The organism is Endozoicomonas elysicola, from assembly GCF_000710775.1.
Taxonomy (GTDB): domain Bacteria; phylum Pseudomonadota; class Gammaproteobacteria; order Pseudomonadales; family Endozoicomonadaceae; genus Endozoicomonas; species Endozoicomonas elysicola.
In genome coordinates this window covers 5,365,496-5,389,695 of the sequence record NZ_JOJP01000001.1, presented here as the reverse complement: position 1 = coordinate 5,389,695, position 24,200 = coordinate 5,365,496, and the positions used below count along the sequence as shown (strand labels likewise).

At 48.7% G+C, this 24,200-nt stretch carries 16 protein-coding genes; 11 read left to right on the top strand and 5 right to left on the bottom strand.

Translation table 11 applies throughout. The features are described from left to right. Positions 1 to 11 precede the first annotated feature (11 nt). Complete coding sequence (locus tag GV64_RS22670) at positions 12 to 254, bottom strand: hypothetical protein (protein WP_020581878.1); 243 nt, start codon at positions 252 to 254, stop codon at positions 12 to 14. Between GV64_RS22670 and GV64_RS22665 the strand changes: the two genes are divergently transcribed. The 8 genes from GV64_RS22665 (at position 254) to GV64_RS22630 (ending at position 14,402) form a co-directional block, all read left to right on the top strand. Then, entirely contained in the window at positions 254 to 3,418 is a 3,165-nt protein-coding gene (locus tag GV64_RS22665) for a chondroitinase family polysaccharide lyase (RefSeq protein WP_152554165.1), read from the top strand. The genes GV64_RS22670 and GV64_RS22665 overlap by 1 nt on opposite strands. Positions 3,419 to 3,426: 8 nt before the next feature. Beyond that, on the top strand, positions 3,427 to 4,023 hold the full coding sequence (gene rrtA, locus GV64_RS22660; RefSeq protein WP_081622083.1) for a rhombosortase: 597 nt from the start codon (positions 3,427 to 3,429) through the stop codon (positions 4,021 to 4,023). Positions 4,024 to 4,187: 164 nt separating this feature from the next. Continuing rightward, entirely contained in the window at positions 4,188 to 4,940 is a 753-nt protein-coding gene (agaW, locus tag GV64_RS22655) for a PTS N-acetylgalactosamine transporter subunit IIC (protein WP_020581875.1), read from the top strand. Then, the gene (locus GV64_RS22650; RefSeq protein WP_020581874.1) at positions 4,930 to 5,820 is read left to right on the top strand and encodes a PTS system mannose/fructose/sorbose family transporter subunit IID; all 891 of its coding nucleotides are present in this window, start codon (positions 4,930 to 4,932) and stop codon (positions 5,818 to 5,820) included. The genes agaW and GV64_RS22650 overlap by 11 nt, the downstream gene beginning before the upstream one ends. 715 nt (positions 5,821 to 6,535) lie before the next feature. After that, positions 6,536 to 8,176 (top strand): sulfatase family protein, encoded by a 1,641-nt coding sequence (locus GV64_RS22645; protein ID WP_160171825.1) that lies wholly within the window; start codon positions 6,536 to 6,538, stop codon positions 8,174 to 8,176. Between the two features lie 66 nt (positions 8,177 to 8,242). Beyond that, positions 8,243 to 9,778 (top strand): polysaccharide lyase 6 family protein, encoded by a 1,536-nt coding sequence (locus GV64_RS22640; RefSeq protein WP_020581872.1) that lies wholly within the window; start codon positions 8,243 to 8,245, stop codon positions 9,776 to 9,778. A gap of 146 nt (positions 9,779 to 9,924) precedes the next feature. Continuing rightward, on the top strand, positions 9,925 to 12,936 hold the full coding sequence (locus GV64_RS22635; protein ID WP_081622082.1) for a chondroitinase family polysaccharide lyase: 3,012 nt from the start codon (positions 9,925 to 9,927) through the stop codon (positions 12,934 to 12,936). A gap of 65 nt (positions 12,937 to 13,001) precedes the next feature. After that, positions 13,002 to 14,402 carry a sulfatase-like hydrolase/transferase gene (locus tag GV64_RS22630; protein WP_020581869.1) on the top strand — a complete coding sequence of 467 codons (1,401 nt, stop codon included), beginning with the start codon at positions 13,002 to 13,004 and terminating at the stop codon, positions 14,400 to 14,402. Positions 14,403 to 14,498: 96 nt separating this feature from the next. Here the strand turns inward: GV64_RS22630 and GV64_RS22625 are convergent, their stop codons facing one another. Further along, positions 14,499 to 15,404: a LysR family transcriptional regulator gene (locus tag GV64_RS22625; protein ID WP_034844474.1), complete on the bottom strand. Its 906-nt coding sequence runs from the start codon at positions 15,402 to 15,404 to the stop codon at positions 14,499 to 14,501. Positions 15,405 to 15,584: 180 nt separating this feature from the next. Between GV64_RS22625 and iadA the strand changes: the two genes are divergently transcribed. From iadA to GV64_RS22610, 3 genes are all read left to right on the top strand, one after another. Beyond that, positions 15,585 to 16,724, top strand: a complete 1,140-nt coding sequence (gene iadA / locus GV64_RS22620; RefSeq protein ID WP_020581867.1) for a beta-aspartyl-peptidase — start codon at positions 15,585 to 15,587, stop codon at positions 16,722 to 16,724. Positions 16,725 to 16,896: 172 nt separating this feature from the next. Beyond that, positions 16,897 to 18,252, top strand: coding sequence for a C4-dicarboxylate transporter DcuC (dcuC, locus tag GV64_RS22615; RefSeq protein WP_026258167.1), 1,356 nt, complete (start codon positions 16,897 to 16,899; stop codon positions 18,250 to 18,252). A gap of 100 nt (positions 18,253 to 18,352) precedes the next feature. Beyond that, positions 18,353 to 19,516 (top strand): M20 metallopeptidase family protein, encoded by a 1,164-nt coding sequence (locus GV64_RS22610; RefSeq protein WP_026258166.1) that lies wholly within the window; start codon positions 18,353 to 18,355, stop codon positions 19,514 to 19,516. A 73-nt stretch (positions 19,517 to 19,589) separates the two neighbouring features. Here the strand turns inward: GV64_RS22610 and GV64_RS22605 are convergent, their stop codons facing one another. The 3 genes from GV64_RS22605 to GV64_RS22595 all read right to left on the bottom strand — a co-directional run bounded on the left by GV64_RS22605 (position 19,590) and on the right by GV64_RS22595 (position 24,165). Next, on the bottom strand, positions 19,590 to 21,380 hold the full coding sequence (locus GV64_RS22605; RefSeq protein ID WP_020581864.1) for a DUF4955 domain-containing protein: 1,791 nt from the start codon (positions 21,378 to 21,380) through the stop codon (positions 19,590 to 19,592). Between the two features lie 74 nt (positions 21,381 to 21,454). Continuing rightward, a complete protein-coding gene (locus GV64_RS24065) occupies positions 21,455 to 23,380 on the bottom strand; it encodes a DUF6250 domain-containing protein (protein ID WP_020581863.1) in 1,926 nt (641 codons plus the stop codon). Continuing rightward, positions 23,377 to 24,165 carry a DUF1961 family protein gene (locus tag GV64_RS22595; protein WP_020581862.1) on the bottom strand — a complete coding sequence of 263 codons (789 nt, stop codon included), beginning with the start codon at positions 24,163 to 24,165 and terminating at the stop codon, positions 23,377 to 23,379. The genes GV64_RS24065 and GV64_RS22595 overlap by 4 nt, the downstream gene beginning before the upstream one ends. Positions 24,166 to 24,200: the final 35 nt, after the last annotated feature.

Genomic DNA, 24,200 nt, shown 5'->3' with positions numbered 1-24,200 from the left:
TATACAGGCATTCACATCCAGTGAGTGCCTTTCCTATTTGAAGAACTTAAAGCTGGTCCAGCTTTAAGTTCTTCAAAACGAAAGTATTTGTTCTCGGTTCGCGCCGATTCTTTCGCTTTTTTTGAAATATTTTCTTTCAAAACATTGTCTTTGACGGCAATCAATAAACAAAAATAAACAAAACGTACTATTGAGATGAAAGACTGGCTCCAATGATGAGCAACAGCCAACCGAATACCTTCAGGAGTTCCCATTGCTTACCTCGAAACAGTCCTCTAAGGCATCAGGATGTCGCGTAACGGGGTTAGGGAGAAGCCTTCTCTTTATCTCACAGTGTTTATTAGCTGGATCGGTTTCCGCGAATGTTCTTGTACCTGATGTGATATCTTTTGAAGAGAATGCTGTTCCGGGGTATGTGGAGCCTCAGGAAAACTCATTGGTTCAACTCTCCTTCAATAAAGCCATTCACGGTGACCAGTCACTTCAATGGGATTGGAATGCTCCATCAGCCGCTCTGAAGATTAACAACAGTTCTGCTATTGATTTGATTACTGATAAGCAGGCCAGAGATGCTTTGGGACGTCCGGCAACTCATGTACTTTCTTTCTGGGTTTACAATGAGCAGGCTCAGGATAAAAGTAAGAAGCTGCAGGTTTTATTGAATGATGACACAAACCATAAAACCGAAGTATCACTGGATTTTACTGGCTGGCGAACATTTGGTGTTTCCATCATCAATGACCTTGGGTTTAACAATGGGCCGATTGACTCTTTAAGTTTTAAAGCGCCCAGTGTTAGCAATGGCTCACTACTGATCGACCGAGTCATGTTTTCCATTGATGACGATCGTTATCAGTGGTCGGACTATCATATTCAGATTGACCGCCATCCATTTACAGAAATTGATTTCAATATTGCCGAGCCTCCACCCCAGGCAACACCCTCAGAACTCGCAGGGGTTAAAGATATTTACCAGAGAACTCTGGAATATCTGGTTGATTCAAACGTTCCTACTTTCCGGGAGTTGCAGAGCAAGTATGCGGAGCTGCATCTGGACGACAATTTAACCAGACCGTTGCGTCATATCATTACCGATAAACAGCAGGTGATCTATCAGCCGGACTCTCTGGTGGGGAATGATAAACTCCAGTTTGATGAATATGTGATTCTGGGGGATAAAGACGACCGCGAAGGTGCAGACAGTAAAGTGGCAGGTTATGCCAAGCTGATGCTGAATATTGGTACGGCTTATCATCAGGATGCATTTCAGGCTCATCAGGTAGAACTGGCCGAAATGTATATCAAGCTGACTGAACATCTTTTAGGTCAGGGATTTTTTCAGGGCAGTGCGCTGGTAACCACCCACCATTGGGGTTACAGCGGTCGCTGGTGGTATCTATCAGCATTGTTGATGGCTGACCAGCTCGAACAAGGCATACGGAATAAAGTTTATGATGCCCTGGTCTGGTACTCCCGTGAATTCAAAGAGAGCTTTGATATGGTTGCGGGACCAGAGAGTAGCAACATGGACTATTTTAACACCCTCTCTATTCAGCATCTGACACTCCTGCTTCTGGAGCCTGATGAACATCGAAGAGTGGCGCTGATACGCAAGTTTTCCGACTTTATTGGAGAGTCACTTGCCCAGACGCCTCCAGGCTTTTTTGATGGTTTCCGTCCTGACGGCACGGCCTGGCGTCATAAAGGCAATTACCCCGGCTACTCGTTTTCTGCCATGGATAATGTGGCAAAGGTTGTCTATTTCCTTAACGATTCACCGTTTTCAGTCAGTGATGCTGGAAAAGCAAATCTGAAAAAAGCCATGATGGCGGGCTGGTTGTACACTAACCCGATTGTTGGGCTGGGTAATTCCGGAAGGCATCCTTTTACCGGGCTTGGAATTAAAGCCTATGACGACGGTATGAAGTATCTGGCTCTCAGCGGAAACCCTGAAAGCGGAGATTCCATTGATGAGGAGCTGGCATCCATCTATCTGCAGGTAACCGGGAAATCGGCGCAGGATGGGCAGTCTATATTCGGACGCAGCATCAACCCTGCGACCCTGCCTGAAGGGCACTGGTCGTTTAATGGCGGGGCGTTTGGTATTCACCGCTATGGAGACACTATGGTGACGTTGAAGGCCTATAACAGCAACGTCTGGTCTTCGGAGATTTATGCGGCGGATAACCGGTATGGTCGTTATCAGAGCCATGGTGGCGTGCAGATCATGCCTTATGGCAATCCTGAATCCTTCGGTTATAAAGAAGATGGTTGGAACTGGAACCGCAACCCGGGCACCACCACGATCCATCTGGAGTGGGATACGCTTGAAAGTCCGAACAGTGGAACCCTGATGGTGTTCTCTGATGAAGCCTTCAGTGGCAGTGCCTCACTGGACAATGAGTTTGGTTTATTTGCTTTCAAGCACAAGGCTCCAGACCGTCCAAACTTTGATCCAACCTTTGTCGCTCGCAAAAGTGTCCTGGCCATTGGCAATCGCCTGATTATGCTCGGTAGCGATATTTCCAATACGGGCTCAGGCTCTAATCGAACGGAAACCACACTGTTCCAGCATGCGATTACCGATGATTCTATGGATACCTGGATTAATGGAGGAAAGATTTCCACATCCACTGACTCAACTCAGCTGGGTGAACATGACTGGCTGATTGATGGTATGGGAAATGGTTATCTGATCGGCAGCAACTCCATTGTAGAGGTGAGACGACAGCAACAGTCATCCCGACATAATAAGACAAAGGAAGCTACTTCAGGCCACTTTGCCAGTGCCTGGATTGATCATGGTGTGCGGCCAGATAAAGCCGGGTATGAATATCAGGTGATTCTTGATACGACGCCACAGGAAATGGAAGCCCTGTCTTTAAACCAGCAGCAGGGGAACCCTGGTTACGAAGTCCTTCGCAAGGATCACCAGTTCCATATTATTCAGGATCAAAGCTCTGGCGTAACGGGGTATGTTGCTTTTGAACGCGGTGAAACCAATCACTCCCTGATTACCCATATTGATAAACCGGCACTGGCCATGGTCAGAACATTATCCACAGGACGGCTCTCCCTGACAGCGGTATCACCTGGTTTAACGTTAAATCATGAAGATGATCGTCAAAGTCATCAGCCAGTGGATGTCACGGTAACAGTGGATGGGTTATGGGAGCTGGTTGAAGATTCACAACAGGGAATTCAGCTGAACAAACTGTCTGACAGTACAGAGGTCACGTTTACCAGTGATTTTGGGCGGAGCAAATCTATTGAACTGAAGCCAGAAGGTGAAGAGTCTGTAACACCACCACCTCCACCCAGTGAAGGCGGTGGTGAGGGTGGCGGCGCTATTGAATGGATGACCCTGTTGGCTCTGTTGTTTGCCTTTGCCATGCGTAAAAAGCCTGACATTAGGTAAATTACTAAATGAATAAGAGTTGCCAGCTTACTGGCAACTCATTCAAGATACTCCCCATGTCATCCTTCTTTCTTGATTGGTTTGCCCTTGACCGTGATGCAGGCATCAGCAACCTGATCTGGCGCTGGCTTACCGCCCATATCGTTCATTTCAGTGCCGTTCATTTCCTGTTGAATCTGGCAGGCATGCTGGTGATTGCCGCCATCAACCGTGCATTTCTTTTTTCCCGGCAAGGGGCTCTCAGTTTTATCTTTCTTTGCCTGTGGGTCAGTGCGGGTATCTGGTTATTCAACCCGGAAATCGTGACTTATGCCGGCTTGTCCGGTGTATTGCACGGTTTGTTTATTCTTGCTGTTGTCATGACAGATCGATATAGCAGAACATTTCAGGTTTTATTACTGGCTCTTTGGGCGGGGAAAGTACTTCTTGAGCAGTCAGGCTTCATAGACTTATCCAGCAGGGCTGAGCTGTTGAGTGTCGCTGTTGCCATTGATGCGCACCTGTATGGTCTGGCTGGAGGGTGGGGAGTGCTTGTACTGAGGGGCTTGCTCAAGCCAGAGCGCAGCTATCCTGAAATATCATATTCGGGTAAGACTGTTGATTAATGTTTGTACTTTTTGATTAATGTCAATATACGTAAGTTTATAATGATTATATATTCCGTATGTTGATGTTTTTTTAGTTCTAAATTTCATTTTCTTTCCTTTTGTTTGTTTTTTCGTGCCAGTTGTTCATTGGTAGGGGGATTCCTGTGCTATTCGAAGCGCTTATGATTGCAATACTTGCGGGTGTCGCAGGTGTTGATCTGTTTAACGGGTTGACCCACATTCATCGACCCATTATCACCGGCCCAATCGTTGGACTGATTCTGGGTGATCTGGAAATGGGGCTGATCACTGGTGCGTCTCTGGAACTGGTCTGGATGGGGATGGCACCGCTGGCAGGAGCCCAGCCACCGAATGTCGTTATAGGGGGAATCATCGGGGTGGCATTTGCCATTCTGACTCAGGCAGAGCCTCAGGCTGCCATTGGTGTTGCTGTGCCTTTTGCAGTAGCGGTTCAGGGGTTGATTACATTGTTGTTTACCGCCATGTCTCCAATGATGCATCGCTGTGATGAATTAGCGGAAAAAGCAGACTGGAAAGGAATTGATAAGATCAATTATCTAGCCATTGGCGTGCTTTTCAGCTTCTATTTTATTCTGGCTTTTCTACCAATCTATTTTGGTGCTGAACAGGCGAAAGTTGTCGTAGAAGTCGCTCCACAATGGGTGATGAATGGTCTGGGGGTTGCTGGTGGTTTAATGCCTGCTATTGGTTTTGCCATGCTGATGAAAATCATGTTCAAGCAAAACTATATCCCCTATTTTATCGCAGGATTTCTGGCGGCAGCCTATTTGGAGCTTCCGGTCATTGCTATTGCCTTGGTGGGTATTGCCATTGCCATGGCGGATTACTTTAAGAGTCAGCAAACCGTAACACAGGCAACCGTCCAGGCTGGAGATGTAAACGATGGCATTTAATAGCGAAGCGGCCATGAGCGCAAAGGCCAAACGGATGCTGAACAAGGCTCAGGAAAGCAGCAAGCTGGATGTGGATGAATACCAGGATCAATCTCCGGGTGAAGTGCTGAGCCGTGATGATATAAATAGAATGGCGGTGCGCTCTCTGGCTTTGCAGGCATCGTTCAACTACGAACGTATGCAGGCAGCTGGCTGGCTTTATGGTCTGAACCCTGCTCTAAGAAAGATCCATAAAAACGATACGGATATGAGTCGTTCCATGCAATTACACATGGAGTTCTTTAATACGCATCCGTTTCTGGTCTCCTTTATTATGGGGGTGGTGCTGGCGATGGAGCGCAGCAAAGAACGGTTGTCTGTTATCCGTGCGATCAAAGTTGCCATGATGGGGCCGCTGGGTGGTATCGGTGATGCACTGTTTTGGTTAACTCTGCTACCTATCTGCGCGGCTCTCGGTGTTTCGCTGGCAATGGAAGGCAGTGTACTGGGGCCTATTCTGTTTCTGGTGCTGTTTAATGCGGTTCATTTTGGCCTCCGTTTTGGCCTGGCGCATTATGGCTATAATGCCGGCTCAAGAGCGATCAGTGCCCTGAAGGAACATACCCAGAAATTTTCCCATGCGGCGACGATTGTTGGTTTGACCGTAGTGGGTGGGTTGATTGCTACCTTCGTTCGGTTGCAAATGACTGCGGTGGTGGAAGTCGGTAAAGCAAGTATTAGTCTGCAGGAAGACCTGTTTGACCCGATCATGCCAAAACTGCTGCCATTGGCGTTTACCATGATGATCTTCTATTTCGTGAAGAAAGGCGTTTCACCGCTGAAGATTATCGGTGGGATTGTGACAATGGGGCTTGCTGGTTCTTACTTTGGGGTTCTGTAAAGTCTGCGTTGGTTAAGAAAGGGTTCCTGACTGGTTTGCCAGCAGGAACCTGCAAATGCCTAGGGCCTGTTGACGTTTCGTTGCGAGCTCAGCGGATCAGGGCGCTCCTATGACGAGGCGCGGCATTGCAGGAATGCTGGTGCCTTTCAAAATGCCGCAACGAAGCCATAGGGGCGCCCTGATCCGCCCGAAGGGTGACCCAGAAAAGCACCATCTGCTTTGTCAGGCTTGCTTGATGTAGAATAACTATATGCTTCGCAAGCCTTTCGCGCATATGACGCTTTTCTAGATCACTGAGCACGCAACGAAACGTCAACAGGCCCTAAGCGTAAGTAAACACATCTATATTTATCCGCTGCTGATACCACAGGTTATCTGAATCCCGCAAAATAGTACCCGGCTCCTTACCCAGTGTGTTGACAATACAGCAAGGCGCCGGCTTTCAAAAAGTTCCTTCGATTGGTCATATAAAGAAACGTTAGACGCTGCAAGTAATGCGCAAAAATACTCAAGGTTGAACACTCAGGCTTTGATAGCCGTCAATCTGAGGGTGTTTAATCTGAAAGTTTGTGTTTTGTTTCTCTTTCTTGTTGTTTGCTTTTTTGTTTCGATATTTTTCGTAAGTCGATGGTCGTTGATTGGAGTCAATAAACGAAAATATTTACAAAGTAATATGAAAGCCTGTTAGAAAGACATGGGTGAGCGCAGTAAAAAAATGACCAATCGCAGAGATTTCCTTAAAAGAAGCGCTGCACTGGCCGCAGTAGCAGGTACGGCTTCCGTGTCCGGTATGCTTGCCGGCTGCAGTGGAACAAGCCAGACAGTAACTGCTGACAGTAAAGCAGGAACACCTGAACAGGAAAGCAAGCGTCCAAACATTGTCTTTTTCCTGGCTGACCAGCATCGCCGTCAGGCTTTAGGGCTTTGGCAAAATCCTCAGTACGCATCCTACCTTAATGGCGTTTCCGATCCGGTTCATACTCCAGTCATTGACCAGTTTGCTCAGCAGGGTCTGGTGCTTTCCCAGTGCTGTTCATCCACTCCGGTTTGCAGTCCACACCGTGGCATGCTGTTCAGTGGTATGTTTCCTCACTCGAATGGAGTTCCCTGGAACTGTCGTGTAGATCGTGACTGGGGGCTGATTCGTGATACCGAGTCTCTGGCCAAGGTTCTGGGCAGAAATGGCTATTCCTGTGGTTACATTGGTAAGTGGCATCTGGATAAGCCAGAACCCAATGATCCGGCCAACCCAGGTAAATATGTTGCCGAAAGCTCACCGAACTGGACGGGGCCTATTGAGCACAGCATGGACTCCTACACACCACCGGAAGACCGTCAGGGCTTTGACTTCTGGTATGCCTATGGTACCGACGATGACCATGCCAACCCTCATTACTATGATAATGATGGTAAACGTCATGAGCCGGGTATCTGGGCAACCATCCATGAAACGGATGTCGCCATTGATTATCTGAAAAACACCAGCAATCAGCGTGATTTAGACAACCCTTTCTGTCTGTTTGTCAGCACGCACCCTCCACACCCGGATTATGCAGATCTGGAAGACACTGACCCTGAGATGTATCACAAACATTACTCTCCGGAAAAAGTGGCGAATGTGGATGATCTGCTCAACCGTCCTAACCGGCATAACGATCAGCTGCCCATGAAAATGGTCTATAGCAGCAACGAACAGCTGATGAAAGGGAAGCCGGGTAAAGGGCTGAGTACAGAGGTTGTTCGCTATTACTATTCAAGCATTTCCGGTGTTGACCGTCAGTTTGGCCGTCTGCTGAAAACGTTGGATGAGCTGGGCATGTCAGAAAACACTATCGTCGTTTATACCTCTGACCATGGTGAGATGATGGGTAGTCATGGCCTGATGTCGAAAAGTACTGCCTATGAAGAAGCACTGGGTATCCCGATGATTGTCCGCTATCCAGAAGCTATCAAGCCTGGTGTTAACGATGTACTGATGGGGTCAATGGACTTCATGCCTACGTTGCTTGGCCTTGCTGGTCTGAACAGCGAAATTCCAAAGTCTGTTGATGGACAGGACCTGACACCTCATTTCCTGGGGACGGCGGCAAAAGAGAGCAGGCCAACTTCCATTCCTTATCTCCTGCATACCGAGCAGAAAGGCCTTCGTACTGACCGTTACACCTTTGTGATCAATAAAGAAGGTGAAGGGGTTCTGTTTGATAACAGTGCTGACCCATATCAGATGAACAACCTGTTTGACGCTGAAAAGGAAGTGGTCAAGGCCTTGGGTAAGGAACTTGGGCAGTGGCTCCGTAAGGGGGATGATCTCTGGTTCCAGACCCGAATCAATAAACACCTGATTGATTACGTTTAATACGCAACATCTGACTGGTGATAGGCCAGTCAGATCCCTCCGTTTAATGACAGCTAAGTGAACAGCATGTATTTGAAGACTTCTCTGGTAATTCTGGCGACCACTCTTGGGCTGCTATCCGGGTGCTCAACAGTATCTGAAAGCAGCAGGCAGTCGGCATCCTCTGTTCAAACAGAGTTCAGTGAAGTGACCGTCAGCACGTCAAAGGAGCTGGCCAAGGCGGTCAGCCGTATGCGCAGGGGCGGTGTCATTATTCTGGAAAGTGGGGATTATGATGATTTGAATCTCAGCCTCTCCCGTTCCTATCGGCCTGAAAGCCCGTTGCTGATTAAGGCGAAGGAGGGGGGTACTGTTTTTATCACGGGTGATACCGAGATTCAGATTACCGGTAAACATATCACGTTATCTGGTTTTACCTTTGAGCGTGGTACCCGTTCTGGTGGTAAAGCAGAACTGATTTACATGGCGGGCGAACACAATCGCATTACCCAGAGTTTGTTCAGGAATGTTGATGATCTGGAAGGTGTCTGGGTTCAGATGAACGGGCGCTACAATCGTATTGATCATAGCTGGTTTGAGGGCAAAACCAGTGGGCAGAGCTACATCAATATGGACATCAAAGAAAACAGACCCGTTTATCATCAACTTGATCATAACTACTTTACCCGTCAGCCACTGGGCAAAAACGGAGGCTCTGCTTCACGGGTAGGACATGGCTCCATGTACCTGAACAATGCCCGTATCCTGTTTGAATACAACCTGTTTGATGATGAAAGTGGTGAAAGCGAAGTGATCTCTGCCAAGAGCAGTGAGAACATTTTCCGTTACAACACCTTTAAAAACTCCCGTGGTCACCTGAGTCTTCGTCAGGGTGAGCGCGCTCTGGTCTATGACAACTACTTTATTGGTACTGGTGAAGAAAAGCACGGAGGCCTGTTTGTCCGGGGTGAAGGCCATGTGGTGTTCAATAACTATTTTCATAACCTGAACGCCAAGCCGAGATATAAAGAAGAAGGTGCTGTTTCGTTTGGCGCTGCAACCGGTAGTTATGATGGACAGCGTGCAGACAAAGGGCTGAATGGTCGCCACTTTCCCATTACCCGGAATATTCTTTTTGCCAATAACACCATCGTGAAGCCCGGTGATTTTGCCATGGTCATCGGCTCACAGGTTGGCAGCCGTGATCGTACATTGATTCCCGATAGTCTTTATCTGATCAACAATCAGCTGGTGGGCGCAAGACGTCAATCTGTGCTTCAGCTGGATGGGGCCAAAGATATGGTATGGCAGGCCAACTTCAGCAGTGATGCGATTCCAGGACATGATCATACAGGTCTGACTGATTCGCTAATTTCCTTGGCTGATGGACCTTTTGGAATGCCCATGCCAACGGATATGCAGGCCGGTGTCAGTGGTAAAGACCTCGGCGTTTATCTGGAAAAGCTGAATCTCGATATGACATGGGAAGAGAACCGCTCGATGGTTGAGCGTATTCAAAATCAGACAGCAACTGCCGGTTTTTCAATACCTCACAACGCTGAGAATCAGCCAGTCCACCCTCTTACTAAAAACGACGTTGGACCTTCATGGATGATGCATTGAGGTTTTTAGGGTACTGCCTGCGAGAGTAGGCAGTATCGGAATTCAATCGATCAAATTCACAATAACAGCAGCATCTGCCCGGGTCCTTCTACTTGTTTTCATCAAAAGGAACCCAGGTTTTGAGCACAGAGCTCGTGGGAGTAAACATGAGAAAACCTGGAAAAATGACCCGTCTGGCCACCTCCATCTGCATGGTAACTGGCATGCTGGGTGGCATGTACAGCCTGAACGTTATGGCCAGCGGTGAGCTGACCAACAGCGAAAAGCTCAGGGCGCAGATTGTTTCCTTTGAGGAAGCAAAGGTTCCGGCGTGGGCAACGGCCAAATCCGGCAAGTTGAGCATGGACAGCCGTTATTACATCAATGGTCGTCAGGGCATGCGCTGGGACTGGCAGCCTGGAGATGTACTGGAACTGAAACTGCCAGAGCCTTTCCGGGTTTATCCGAGAAAAGAGGCATCCGATGCCTATGGTCGTAATGCGATCTCTCTCTTCTCCGCATGGCTGCATAATGACCAGCCAATGGATGAGACCGTCCGTTTTGAGTTTGGTAATGGTAGCGGTACCAATGCCTCTTTTGAGATGAAACTGAATTTTGATGGCTGGCGCAGTCCGGGTCAGGGTTTTGACCGTGACATGAGTGGCAAGCCAGCCAGCACCATGGATACGGTGCGGATTATTGCGCCGAATACCGCCAAAGGCGGTACGTTCTATATTGATCGTCTGATGGTGTCTATTGACGATGACCGCCGTCACTGGAGTGACTATCACACGACGACCGACAATAAAGTGCCGGAAATTGATTTTGGCATTCCGGATAACGTTCCTGCTGCAACCCCTGAACAGTTGCAGGATATCCAAAAAATCAAAACCTCCCTTCAGAACTTTTATGTTGGTCGCAGCAAACTGACTGAAAAAAGCATCAACAAGGTTAGGGAAGACTTTGCTGATACTGAGCTTAAGCGTGAAGATGGCGTGTTGACCGGTCGCCATGTACTGACTGGACAACAGGTTAAAATCTACCAGCCAAAGCACCTTGATGCTGATGACAAGCTGCTGGTTAAGGATTACCTCATCTTCCGTCCTTATGTAGAACTGATGCTGAAGATTGGCCAGATTTATCACAAAACCGATGATGCTGCTCTGAAGAAAGAGATGGCAGACAAGTTTGTGATGATGAGTGAGCACCTGTACAACCAGGGCTTCGTTGCCGGCAGTACACTGGTAACCAGTCACCACTGGGGATACAGCGGCCGTGACTGGTATACCTCCATGTTTGTCATGGAAGATGTACTGCGTGAAGCGGGTCTGCTTGATGATGCCTATGATGCGTTGATGTGGTATTCCCGTGAGTTTAAAGACAGCTTTGATATGGAGCTGAATAAAAAAAGCTCCAACCTGGACTACTTCAATACGCTGTCACGCCAGCACCTGATCATGGTGCTGCTGGAAGAAGACCCTGATCGTCGTGTGGCTCTGTTGAACAAATTCAGCGGCTTCGTTTCTGGAGCCCTGGCTCAGACTCCGACCGGTGAATACGATGGTTTGCGTCCTGATGGCACCGCCTTCCGCCATCGTGGCAACTATCCGGGTTACTCTTTCCCTGCTTTTGTCGGCATGGCTCATGTTGCTGAATTGCTTTCTGGAACCGGGTTTGAACTGACACCTGCGGCCAGAAAAAATGTAAAGAATGCCTTCATGGCAGCCCGAAACTATGCCAACCCTCAGATTGGCATGGGTATCAGCGGTCGTCGCCCATTCAAGGGCAGCAACGTACACGGAATTAAAGAAATTTATCGCATGCTGGCCGTGGCAGGAAATGCTGAAACCGGTGAGCCGCTGGATGCAGAGCTGGCCGCTACGTATCTGCGTCTGGCTGAGCTGGACGAAACCGCCAGCGTTTCCCTGTTTGGTGAAAAGGTGATGCCGGAAGCCATGCCCCAGGGACATTGGAGTTATAACTATGGTGCTTTTGGTGTTCACCGTTTTGCGGACAAGATGGTCACTCTCAAGGCCTTCAATAAATACGTCTGGTCATCCGAGATTTACCACAATGCCAACCGTTATGGTCGTTACCAGAGCCATGGCAGCGCCCAGATTATCCCGATGGGTGATCAGCCTGAGCTGAGCCGTGCGGATAAAGGGTTTGATGAGAATGGATGGGACTGGAACCGTATGCCGGGTGCTACCACCATCCATCTGCCGCTGGAGAAGCTGGATAGCCCTAAGAAGCACACGCTGATGCTGCGCTCGGAAGAGACCTTCAGTGGCAGTGGTAATCTGGACAACCGCTATGGTGCCATGGGCTTCAAGCTTGGCCCGGTTCAGGACCTGAAGAACATCGACAGCAGTTTCGAAATGCTCAAGTCTGTGACGGCCATTGATAACCGTCTGGTCATGGCGGGCAGTGATATCAGCAATGATACGGAAGATCATTCAACTGAAACGACACTGTTCCAACACGCGATCAATGATCGTGTCCATGAGCTCTGGGTAAATGGACGACTGGTGAAAGATTTTCCATTCCAGGCAACCCTGGGGCAGGGTGACTGGCTGATGGATGGTCATGGTAACGGTTATCTGATTGTCAGCGACAGCAAGGTGGAAGTTCGTCGGCAGCATCAGAAATCCCGCCACAACGAGAACAAAAAGCCAACCGAAGGTGATTTCTCGGTGGCATGGGTAGACCACGGTGCAAATCCGGATGAAGCCGGCTACGAGTACATGGTGGTTCTGGATGCTACGCCTGAGAAAATGGCGTCGCTGGCCAAACAGGCCGATAGCGGTGAGCTGCCCTATAAGCACGAGCAGAAGCGGAACCTCCACAAAACCTTTGATAAGGCTACGGGAGTGTCCAGCTATGTTGCCTTCAGTTCGGCGCGTCCTAACGATGACTATGTTGTGGCGATTGGCACACCTTCCATTACCTTGTTGAAGGAGAATGGCAGTGGTCTGGATATCAGTGTTGCATCAACTGATATTAACCTGACCCGCGAAACGCACAGTGCGCCAGTCAAGGTTAACCTGACCGTAAAGGGAGCCTGGAAGACAGCAACTGAGATGGATAACGTTAAGGCGGTGGTCAAGGGCAGTCGTACGCAATTGGTCGTTACGGCGAAAGACGGTATTCCTGTTCAGTTCAAACTGACTCAGGGATAGTCCATTGTGTTGCAGGTTGGTGCTTCCGAAAGGGGGCATCAACCTGTCTGGCAATAGAACAGTTTATGGCCATACTCAAAAAACACTTGCTGGCAGCAGTGATGAGCTGCTCCGTCCTGACGTCAGCTGCCGAACCATCAAACCTCCCGTCATCCGCTTCCCTGAAACCGCCAAACTTTATTGTCATTCTGACGGACGATCAGGGCTATGCGGATGTCGGGTTTAATGGCAGTCAGGATATTGCTACTCCGAATATTGACCGGATCGCCGACGAAGGCACCCGGTTCACCAATGGCTATGTCACTTTTTCGGTGTGTGGTCCCAGCCGTGCCGGGTTATTGACCGGACGCTACCAGGACCGTTTTGGTTTTGGCCGTAACCCGGTGATTGACCCAGCTGATCCCCGTGCGGGCCTGCCGGTATCGGAGAAAATGATCTCTGAAGTACTGCAGCCGGTAGGTTATACCTCGGCCATCATTGGTAAGTGGCATATGGGAGCACACCCGGTATTTCATCCCAATAAACGGGGTTTTGACTATTTTTATGGTTTTTTATCGGGCGGGCATCGCTACTTTCCTGAAGAGCTGACTGTCGACTCGATTGATGAAGCTGTGAAAGAGAATGCTTGGTATCGAACAAAGATCATGCAGAACCATCAGCGTATTGATATTGATGAGTACCTGACTGATGAGCTGTCCAACGAAGCGGTCAGCTTTATTGAACGGGAGCAGGATAACCCGTTTTTCCTGTACCTGGCCTACAATGCGCCTCATACGCCATTACAGGCGACAAGTGAGTATCTGAAACGGAATCGACACATCAGGGATAAAAATCGTCGTACCTATGCAGCCATGATAACAGCGGTGGACGACGGTGTTGGCCGGGTGCTTGATACGCTTGAACAGCTGGATATTGACGACAATACCCTGGTGTTTTTCCTGTCAGATAATGGTGGCTCGCGGAAAAATGCTTCAAACAATGCACCGTTAAGAGGGAGTAAAGGTGAGTACTTTGAAGGAGGAATTCATGTGCCGTTTGCCGTCAGCTGGCCGGGAGTGATCCCTTCCGGTGTTGATTATCATCATCCGGTCAGTTCTCTGGATATTATGGCGACATTGGCCAGTCTGGCTGATGCACCGATTTCCGAAGAGCGCCCATTGGACGGTGTTAATCTGATTCCGTATATCACAGGCAAAAACAGCGATTTGCCACATGAAGTACTATTCTGGCGAGGTTTTGATCAAGGCACTCTGGCGATGCGTCAGGGCGATTTAAAAGTGATGCATTCCAGGAAGTACGGAGATCATCTGTATGACTTGAAAATGGACCCTAGTGAAAAGAATAATCTGGTTGAAGAAAATAAAGCGATGTTTTCCCGAAAAAAACAGCAAATGGAGGCATGGGCTGAAGAGCTGATCGATCCAGTGATTCGCCCTTTGCGTGTTAATAAAAAAGAAAAAGGGTAACGTTAAAAGAAGAACTCTCATTCTTTGACTTGAATCAAAGACGGCTTTTATGTTTAAAAAAATAATCACTGTCTTTGATATCTGTCACTATTTTTATTATTGGGATATTGTTTTTATTGTTGACCAGAAAAGATTGACAGCCTCTCTTTTTGATTCTCTTGATCGATAACAAACAATATCAAGAGGTATTTCAAACTTTTTTTCTCTTGGGAAAGCGGGAATCAATATTCCTTTCTCCAGCTCTTCTTTAATGGCATGAGTTGGTGCCCAGGCAATACCCGCACCATTTATTGCCATTTTAATCAGGGATTCACTCAGGGTCGTTTCAAAAACCTGTTCAAATCTGAATTTGTTTTCTTCTACCACTGAATTAACGACACCGTATAAGAAGGTCTGCTTTGAATAGGCAAGATAGGGCATAGGCTGGTAGTGGGAGATGTTTTTCCTGAGCTCCGGAGCTATAACGGGAATGATTCGGGTGGTAGAGACGAGCATGCGCTCCACCTTATCTTCAAGGATGTATGAAGGGCGCATGCCTTGGGTGTCATAGACAAATATAGCGTCACAGGCATTATCCAGCAATGCCTGAAAATGGTTGTCGATCCCCTGTATGGAAGGGGTCAGCGAAAAATTCAGCCCCTCAAGCATCTTACCTGCCTTGTTAAACAGGTTTGGCAGAAGATTCAGTGCGAAGGAGTGCAGACAGACCACCCGAACAGAGTTATCCGTCCTAAGGGATGCCTGAGAAAAATCATTATTGGTTTCCCGTATGAGTTGCAGCATCTTTTCAACATAGGGAACAAACTTTTCGCCGTCCTCCGTCAGCTTTATTGGGTAAGAAGTTCTGTCAAATAAAGGTACACCTACCCAGAGTTCTAATGCCTGGATACGTCGGCTGAAAGCGGATTGAGTCACGTGTCTTGCGGTAGCTGCTGCCGAAAAGTTACCCAGCTCTTTAAGACTTATAAAATCATCCAGCCATTTGAATTCCAGAGAAGACATTGAATCAATTACACCTATGTTTCCGATGAATAACATTATTCACAATTAGCAATGGAAAACAAAATACTTTTATAAAATGTAAGGGTATGCTCAATCCCGTTTTCTATTTGACCACGAATTCTTACCTCTACTTTTGATTATCAATAGTGGTTTTGACTCTTTATCAAGCCAAGAAAAGTTATGTTTACTATTCTGAAAAATACAAATCTCTATAAGCCCGAGTATGTGGGTAAGTCAGATATCTTGCTTGGCCAAGGGAAGATTCTGGCAATAGAAACGGAACTGAACATTAGCGGTCTTGATAATATAAAGGTCATCGACTGTAAGGGAAAACCCATTACTCCGGGCTTGATTGACCAGCATATACATCTTACCGGGGGCGGTGGTGAGGCAGGCTTCAGCAGTCGTACACCCCAGGTAACGCTGACCAAACTGATTAAGGCCGGGACAACCACAACCGTTGGTGTACTGGGTACTGATGGCATCTCACGCTCACCAAAAGATTTGTACGCCAAGGCTGCGGCCCTGACAGCGGAAGGTATCACTGCTTACATGCACACGGGTTCCTACGAGGTGCCAACCAAAACAATTACCGGATCAATCCGTGATGACCTGACGTTTATTCCGGCCATTCTCGGTGTCAAGATCGCTCTGGCCGACCATCGAAGCTCTTTTCCAACCACTCAGGAACTGGCAAGAATCGTTTCTGATATTCGTATTGCCAGTCTGCTGGCCGGTAAAAAAGGGGTGCTTCATATCCATATGGGGGGATTGCCACAGCCCTTTGCACAGGTTGATGAACTGATGGCAATGGGGATGCCTGTTCAGCACATCTCTCCGACACATGTTGCCCGTACAGAAAACCTTTTTGGTGAGGCGATCAAGTTTGCTCATAAGGGCGGCTTTATCGACATCACATCCGGCGGAAGTCGTTTTACCCCACCTGAACAGGCTGTGAAGCTGGCCCTTGAATCCGGTGTGTCCGCCAGCCAGATTACCATCAGTTCGGATGGTAACGGCAGCCTGCCAAAATTCAATGAGCGGGGGGAGATCAGTGGTCTCACTGCTGCAGCTGTTGACAGTAACCTTCTTTTATTACCGCTGATGATTGATCAGGGGATTTGCCCGGAACAGGCCATTGCCATGATGACGGCCAATGTCGCCAGCTCTCTGGGTATCAGCAAAGGACGCATTGAGGTTGGTCAAGATGCGGATATCTGTCTGTTTAATGACGATTTCACGCTAAACAGCGTCATCGCTAAAGGAAACGTGATGATGCACAACAACGAGCTGCTTGTTGCCGGCAATTTTGAAGAATAAATGGCGATGAGTGGCTGATGATTCGCTCTTTCCGATAAGCGTTTCCTGTATCTGATTCTGCGACGGCTTTTGACGTCAAAAGCCGGGCTTTTTTATTGTCTGCTTTCCATGATTCCTGCGCGATAGCAGAGGGATAAGCGATAAAACATTCATAGTAATGGGGGGATAATCTATGACGACGATGTTCAGTCTGGCCGTTATTTTTATAACAGGGTTCCTGATTTTCAGGAAATACAATCCACAGGCCGTACTCTTCTTTGGTGGTCTTCTGCTATTGATTGGTGCCATTGTCGGCGGAACCGGTGTCCCTCTGGCTGAATCTCAAAGCAGTGGCTCTATCCTGCTGGACCTGTTTACCTTTATCAAAGTGAAAATGAGTTCGACTGTTGCCGGGCTTGGCCTCTACATCATGGCGGTTGCGGGTTTTGCAAAGTACATGGATCATATTGGCGCATCTCAGGTACTTGTGCAGGTGACGCTGAAACCACTGCAGAAGTTTCAGTCCCCCTACATGGTGCTTGCGCTGGGTTATCTGGCAGGTCAGTTACTTAATGTCTTTATTCCCAGTGCTGCAGGACTTGGCCTGCTGCTGATGGTTACGCTGTATCCGGTGCTGACAAAGCTGGGTGTGAGTAAGGTTTCAGCAGTCGCTGTTATTGCGACTTCTGCATGTCTGGACCTGGGACCTGCCTCTGGTAACTCGGTCATGGCCGCTACCAACTCTGGCATGGATGTTACCGAATACTTTATGAACTACCAGTTCCTGGTGGGTGGTGTAACTGCGATTGCCATTGCCATTATGCATTTCTTTGTTCAGCGTTATTATGACGCCAAGGGGCATGGCGCTGAGTACTCACAGGATGTTGAAGTAGACGTTAAAGATAAAGAAGCACCTATCTGGTACTGCCTGCTGCCCCTGGTGCCACTGGTCCTGATTTTCACCTTCAGCAAGATGGTTATTTCTTCGGTCAAAATCGATATCGCCACCGCGATGTTTCTTTCTGTGACCATCGCATTGCTTTGCGAAGTCATTCGCAAGGGCGCTAAAGAGACTCTGGGCTCTTTGCTGGTGTACTTTGATGGCATGGGTAATGCGTTTGCCCGTGTTATTACCCTGATTGTGGCTGGCCAGGTATTTGCCCATGGCCTGAAAACCATTGGTATTCTGGATACCGCCATTAATGCGGCAACCTCAGCATCCATTCCTGTGGCTGTGCTGGTTGTCATTATGGTGGTTGTTATCGCCCTGTTCTCCATTCTGATGGGCTCAGGTAATGCACCGTTCTTCAGCTTTGCTGCCCTGGTTCCGGATATTGCTGCCAAAGTGGGTGTTGGTCCTATTGCCATGCTGCTGCCAATGCAGCTGGGTTCTGGTATTGCACGCTCAATGTCGCCTATTGCGGGCGTTATTATCGGTGTTGCCGGTATTGCTGGCGTCAGTCCTTTTGATATCGTCAAACGTACTGCTCCGGTAATGGTGGTTGCTCTGGTAGTATCTACTGGAATGTCCCTCCTGCTCACCCTTTAATGCAAGAAGCCTCCTGGCTTCTTTCCTCTTGGCTGCGCTCGCATTCCTTGCTGAGGCGCAGCCATTCCAACGCCATTCGTTTGAAAACGGTATTCTTCTGATGATCATAAACAGGGATCTTATCGCTGAGATATCCAGGGGCATGGTTGAATATCGCCATGCCATTCACCGGTATCCAGAAACTGGGTTTCAAGAAGTTCGTACTGCCGAATTGATTACTGGTGCTTTGAAAGAGACGGCTGCTGTTATTACTGACGGTTTTGGTAAGACGGGGCTGGTAGCCACCATTGAAGGCATGCATCCGGGACGAGAAATTTTGTTGCGCTGCGATATGGATGCCCTGCTTCTTGAAGAGGATACTGGCCTGTCATACGCTTCAGAAAATCCAGGCGTAATGCACGGGTGTGGGCATGATGGGCATACCGCCATCATGCTTGGGGTTGCCTCCTACCTTTCACATCATCGCGATTTCAGTGGCAAGGTCCATATGCTCTTTCAGCCTGCTGAAGAGCGGTATGGTGGAGCTCGTGAAGTGGTAAAAGGCGGACTGTTTGAGCAATTTCCTGAGATTGACTGTGTCTATGGAATTCACAACTGGCCAGGGCTTGAGCTGGGATCCATTGCCAGCCGACCAGGACCACTGATGGCGTGTGGCGGCTCATGGACAGTCATTATCCGAGGTACTGGTGGTCATGGGGCCATGCCTCACCAGACGACGGATCCAACCGTTACCCTGGGTGCTGTTATCACCAATATGCAGTCGATCATCAGTCGGAATGTATCGCCGGTTGAGGCTGCCGTGTTGTCCATTGCGCATATTAATGCCGGAGACCCTGCAGTGCGGAATGTCATCCCTGCTGAAGTGGTGATGAGTGGTACCTGTCGCGCGTACGATAACGACGTACACTCTATGCTCTTTAAAAGACTTGAAGAGGTGGCTCAGAAAACGGCAGAAGTTTATGGCTGTGAGGCAGAAGTGAATATTAAGTACGGCTATCCAGCCGTTGTTAATGATTCACTGAAATTCAAAATTGCAGAAACTGCTGCCAGGCTGACGGTTGGGGATCAATGGAATGGGGATATAAAGCCGGTGACCCCCTCTGAAGACTTTTCATTCTATCTGGAGCAGGTACCCGGTGTATTTGCTTTTATTGGCAATGGAAACTCTGCCGCTTTACATACACCAAAGTACGATTTTAATGACAATATTATTCCAGTAGGTATGGAGTATTTTCTGCATATTATTAATCTGGAGCTGCAATAATCCGTATGAGTAGATAATAACCGTATATTTTCATGCGATAGAATCCCCCAGACAGTGGCTGGGGGAAAAGAGATTATTGTTCCATCAACCAGTTGGGTATTTCTCCCAGGCGATATTCCAACTGCGCCAGAAACAGCGAGCCCGGTAATACTGGCTGCCCGTTGGACTCTACATAAGCCTGTGGCTCATCGGGCAGGGCCTTTTTATAGAGTTGTGGTTCTTTTCGGTTAATGTACCGGTAATAGTCCTGCTGACTGGCAAAATGAACGGGTTTACCATGCATGCCCACAACCACTGGCATAATCATGCGACCAAATGCGGAAGGGCGCATAAACTCATAAGGCTCATCACTGCTGTAGGCGACAGCGCTATTTTTTGGATTCCAGAACACCAGACCAATCAGGTGGTTGGGCTGGTTTACCGTAGCGCCACCCCAGCGACCATAAATCCAGCCGCCCTCAGTGCGGTCAAACAAGTTGATCCGTGGTTGGGCTGCATGGAGGTCTGGAGAGGAAGTGCTTGAATACCAGGTGTTCAGGTGAACGTTGGAAGAGGAGTAGTGAGAAAAGCCCGGTGAGTGCCAGGTATCGGCCTCATCCCGCACATTCATACTCAGATTGTTAAAAGAGCGCTGGAACTGCAGGGAAAGGTGACCTGGGTTCCCATGGAAGCTGATATCCATCACCGTAGAGTTCACGGTATCCGTCAGCTGCAGCCCCTGATTAAAGTCCGTAAAGGTGACATCTTTCACCCAGCTGTTGGCGGATTTCCTGATCGTGATAAAACCCCAACCGCTGTCGTGTATAGCAGACTTATGATGTTTGAACTTCTCTTTCCAGTTACCCCGGAAAGCCAGGTCTTCTACACCGATCTCTTCAGTCCGTTCACTGCGGTAGACTGTCCATTTATCGTCGGGGTGGATATCCACCTGCACGGGAGCTGCCAGTGTCAGTGTAGTGCCATTGATCGCCGTAACCTGGTGAATCTCCCGAAGCTCCAGACCCTGCTTCAGTTTCTTCATGCTGGGCTCAACACGGTACGGCCCCATATGTTCCTGAATACGATCCGGGCTGGAGACTTTGGCAAAGACCTCGATCCAGTCTCCCACCTTAAGGTCTTTTGTGTCAGAAACCTGAAGCTGTTTGCTGGTACCACCTTTTATCGGTTGTGTAATGGTACCAACCTTTTCGCGGTGGCCCTCTCCCAGGGAAAAAAGTCTTGGAATAGAGTAGAGCTTCTTCGGATCCATCGGCAGATGTGGCTGATCCATATACAGTTCGGTTTCGCTGCCACAGCCTCTCAGAATAAAGTGGCTCTCCGTTACGGCAATGCTCTGGCTGGCCAGTGACTCCTTACTGTCAGGATCAATAAGGGCCATATCCGAGGATTCATTCATCCGGTAACGGCCTTTAGGGAACAGGAGTACGACACCTTTTACACTGCCTTTCTGAATGGCTTTTTCGGCAACGGCAATGGCATCACGAACCGCAGCTTTATCGCTTTTACCATCATTGGGAATAGCTCCGTACTGGGTGATATCAAAAATGGTGTATCCGGTGGCGGGGTCAATAGTGGCTCCGGAGCTGCAGCTGAATGCCTTGTTCAAGGTTGGCAGTGGCTGCTCACTTTGACGGTATCCAGCATAAGAAAAGTTGGTAACCACAGGCTGTGAAGAACCGCTGAAATCAGTGGCCATCAAGTCTGAGTCTGGCGCCCGGGAATCAACCCAGGCCTGCCAGGTAGAAGACAGGTTTCCGGCTTTTTGGGTTGACTCGGCCATGTGCCCGGAGGCCATTGCATGGTGGCCACACAGGCTGATCATCAGCGTAGAGCTAATGGCCAGAGAGAGTATGTTGAGTTTCATAACTGGAGATGTCCAGAGTGGCAGCTCCGGCTTCGGTTCATAGCCGGAGTGAATTGGTTAGAATATTAAATGAGTTATCCCTGCAAATTGGCGTTAACGTTTCGGTAATACCAGAGCCAGGGGGTCCAGCTCAGGGACAGCTTTTCGGTCAGTGTTTTTTCGGCAACATCCATTACCTCATCACCAGCCCAGCCAAGGACGATATAAGGTCCAGCCCCTTTGTTCTTTCTGGCTTTGGAGGTCGAACCACTTTCACGAAAGTCCGCGATGCTGCCTTTGATAAATGCAGTGACCTCTTTGTCATTACTGGTCAGCATAATATCGAGAAAGGTATCCACAAATGGCTGCATCTTCTCGCGGGTCAGACCGTAAGGGTTGTCACCATCGTTGTAGAGTTTGGTAAGAATCTGCAGGTCCAGTCGTCCATGGCTGCTGTCTTCCTGTCGGCTGTCGCGGTCCGCGGGTGCGTAATACCAGTAATAGTAGTTCTTGCCATTCTGGGTATAGGTCTGAATATCTTCAAAGAAGAAGTCCAGCTGGCTTTGTACCATGGACTGATAGAAAGCGGCTTTGTCAGAGGTGTCTCCCATCAACTGCCGTGTACGGGCAAGATCGTCCAGAACCTGCATCATGGCCAGTGATCGGTTGTAAGCTGGATAGCGACCTGCCAGATCTGGTTCAATATCTCTCATCTCTTTAGTGTCTGGGGTTCTCAGCAGATTGGTCTTGGCGTCGTACCAGTCCGGAAAAATAAAATCGTCCAGAGTGTTCTCGATTTCCTGAAGATAGAATGCAGCTTTATCCCCATAAGTTTTGCCAGAGCCGGCCAGATACTGTTCGCCAAAGGGGACCTTCTTTTCCCACAGGGCTGGGGTTTCCATAATGATTCGCGCATTCTCCGCAATGGGCTGGAGAATCATGGCGGTCATAATGGTATTGGTGAATGCTTGCTTGCGTCCTTTGGCAATGTATTGCTTACTGATGGTTGGCCAGACCAGTGCCCGTTTACCCGCGGTATAAACCACTTCACCTTTTTCCGGGTCGTTTCGACGTGCCAGCAGCTCATCGCTCATGCGAAGTGATTGATCAAACAGTGACAGGTCACCTGTAGCCAGGTAGGCAGCGTTAACGCCCAGCATGGTTGGCCCCTGTTTCCAGGACATCCGCTTCTTGTTGTTGTTGGCAAAGGTTTTGAAGCCAACGATCTGCTCTTTGTAGGCAGCAAGCTCTTTTGCCGGAGGTAATACTTTCTTCTCCAGAGCGGGCTTCACCCGGTAGACCTTGAAGTTGTCAATCTGCATATGACTCTTCCAGGTACGGAAACCAAAGTAGCCATCCAGGAAGGGGTGCTCATCCTTGATGTCATACACCAGCACTTCATCACGCCACATTTTCCAGCGGACACCATCGTGCACCAGCCGGATTTTCATGGGCGTATTGATCTTGTTCAGGTAAGGCTCACCACTGAGATCGTACTCTGGCATAAGAGGACGGGAGCCATCGCCCGGATAACGGCGCATACGGGTTGTCGTATTATCATTGGCGCCATAGCCAACGTAGTACAGGCTCATACCATCGTATTTGCGCATGTAACCGCTGCGCTCTTCGCTTTTAGCAAAGAAGTCATCAGGTGATGAAGGGTCTGATGCCATCCAGAAAAAGTTCAGGTCGCTGCCACGGTCGTTAGGACCGCCAGCCATGACCATGGTGGCATCAAATTCCACCATTACCGGTGCCTGCAGTTTTTCCTTAAACCAGACCGTGGTACCGCCAGCATCATCAATGTCCATCTGACCATTGAGCTGGGTGGTTTTACTGCCGGGAATCTGTTCGATCACCCACTGATCCAGAGACTTTTCAAACTGGTCAGAATAGAGGTTCTCTGCCAGCGTCAGGTTTTCAGGCCGCTTTTCAGATAATTGTGCCTGAGCGGAGCCCGCAGTCACTACGAATGCGCTGCAGCCAATCAATAGTGCTTTTCTGATCGTTCTTTTACTCATGGCTTGGTTACGCCCTCGTTGTTCTCATCAACAGACCAGACTTTGAAATTACGGTAGCGGAATACACTCCATTCCATCTGTCTCAGGGCAATACGGCCAGCGCCATAAACTTTGCCATTGACGGAGCCATCATCAACCCAGTTAATGATTTCCCGGTCATCCACGTAAAAGACAATATGGTCTCTGTTTTTTACCAGAGTGATTTTGTGAATATCGGTAGAGTCGTGTTTGATGCCCGTCGGGCCTTCTGATACGAGGTGTTTGCCAGTGTTTTTGCGCAGCCGGGTTACACCAAGCCTTGCTGCTTCTGGATTATGGGCATAATAAGAGATGTGATAGTTGTTCAGTACATCATTGTTGTAGAACTTAAAGGTACCATCCCGCTCTGGCAGGGACGGATCCATGACATCTTCACCATTGGGGCCGGTGGCGGCAAAAAAGACAATGGTCAGGCCTGCTTCAATATTCAGGTTCTGCATTTCCCACTGGGCAACAAAGCTTTCAGGAAAGTGTTCGGGAGCCCAGAAAACATGTTGCCACTCTTCGTTGGGTGACCACATTCTCATCCAGCCATCTTCAAAGGCAATTTCGCCCGGACCTTCCATGACCCAGTCTTTGACCGATTCTGAAGAGTCCATTCTGCTTTCATAAAGCAGTTCACCTTTGCTGATACCAGGAATTGGCAGAGTATTGGCGTTAGCTTTGAAAGAGGAAACAAGGATAAGGGGCATGGCGACCAGCAGAGCGCTGGCCGTCCTGAATACCGTTTTAAGCTGTTTGTTCACGATGACGTCCTGAAAAGGCGGCTGGCTTTGCTGCA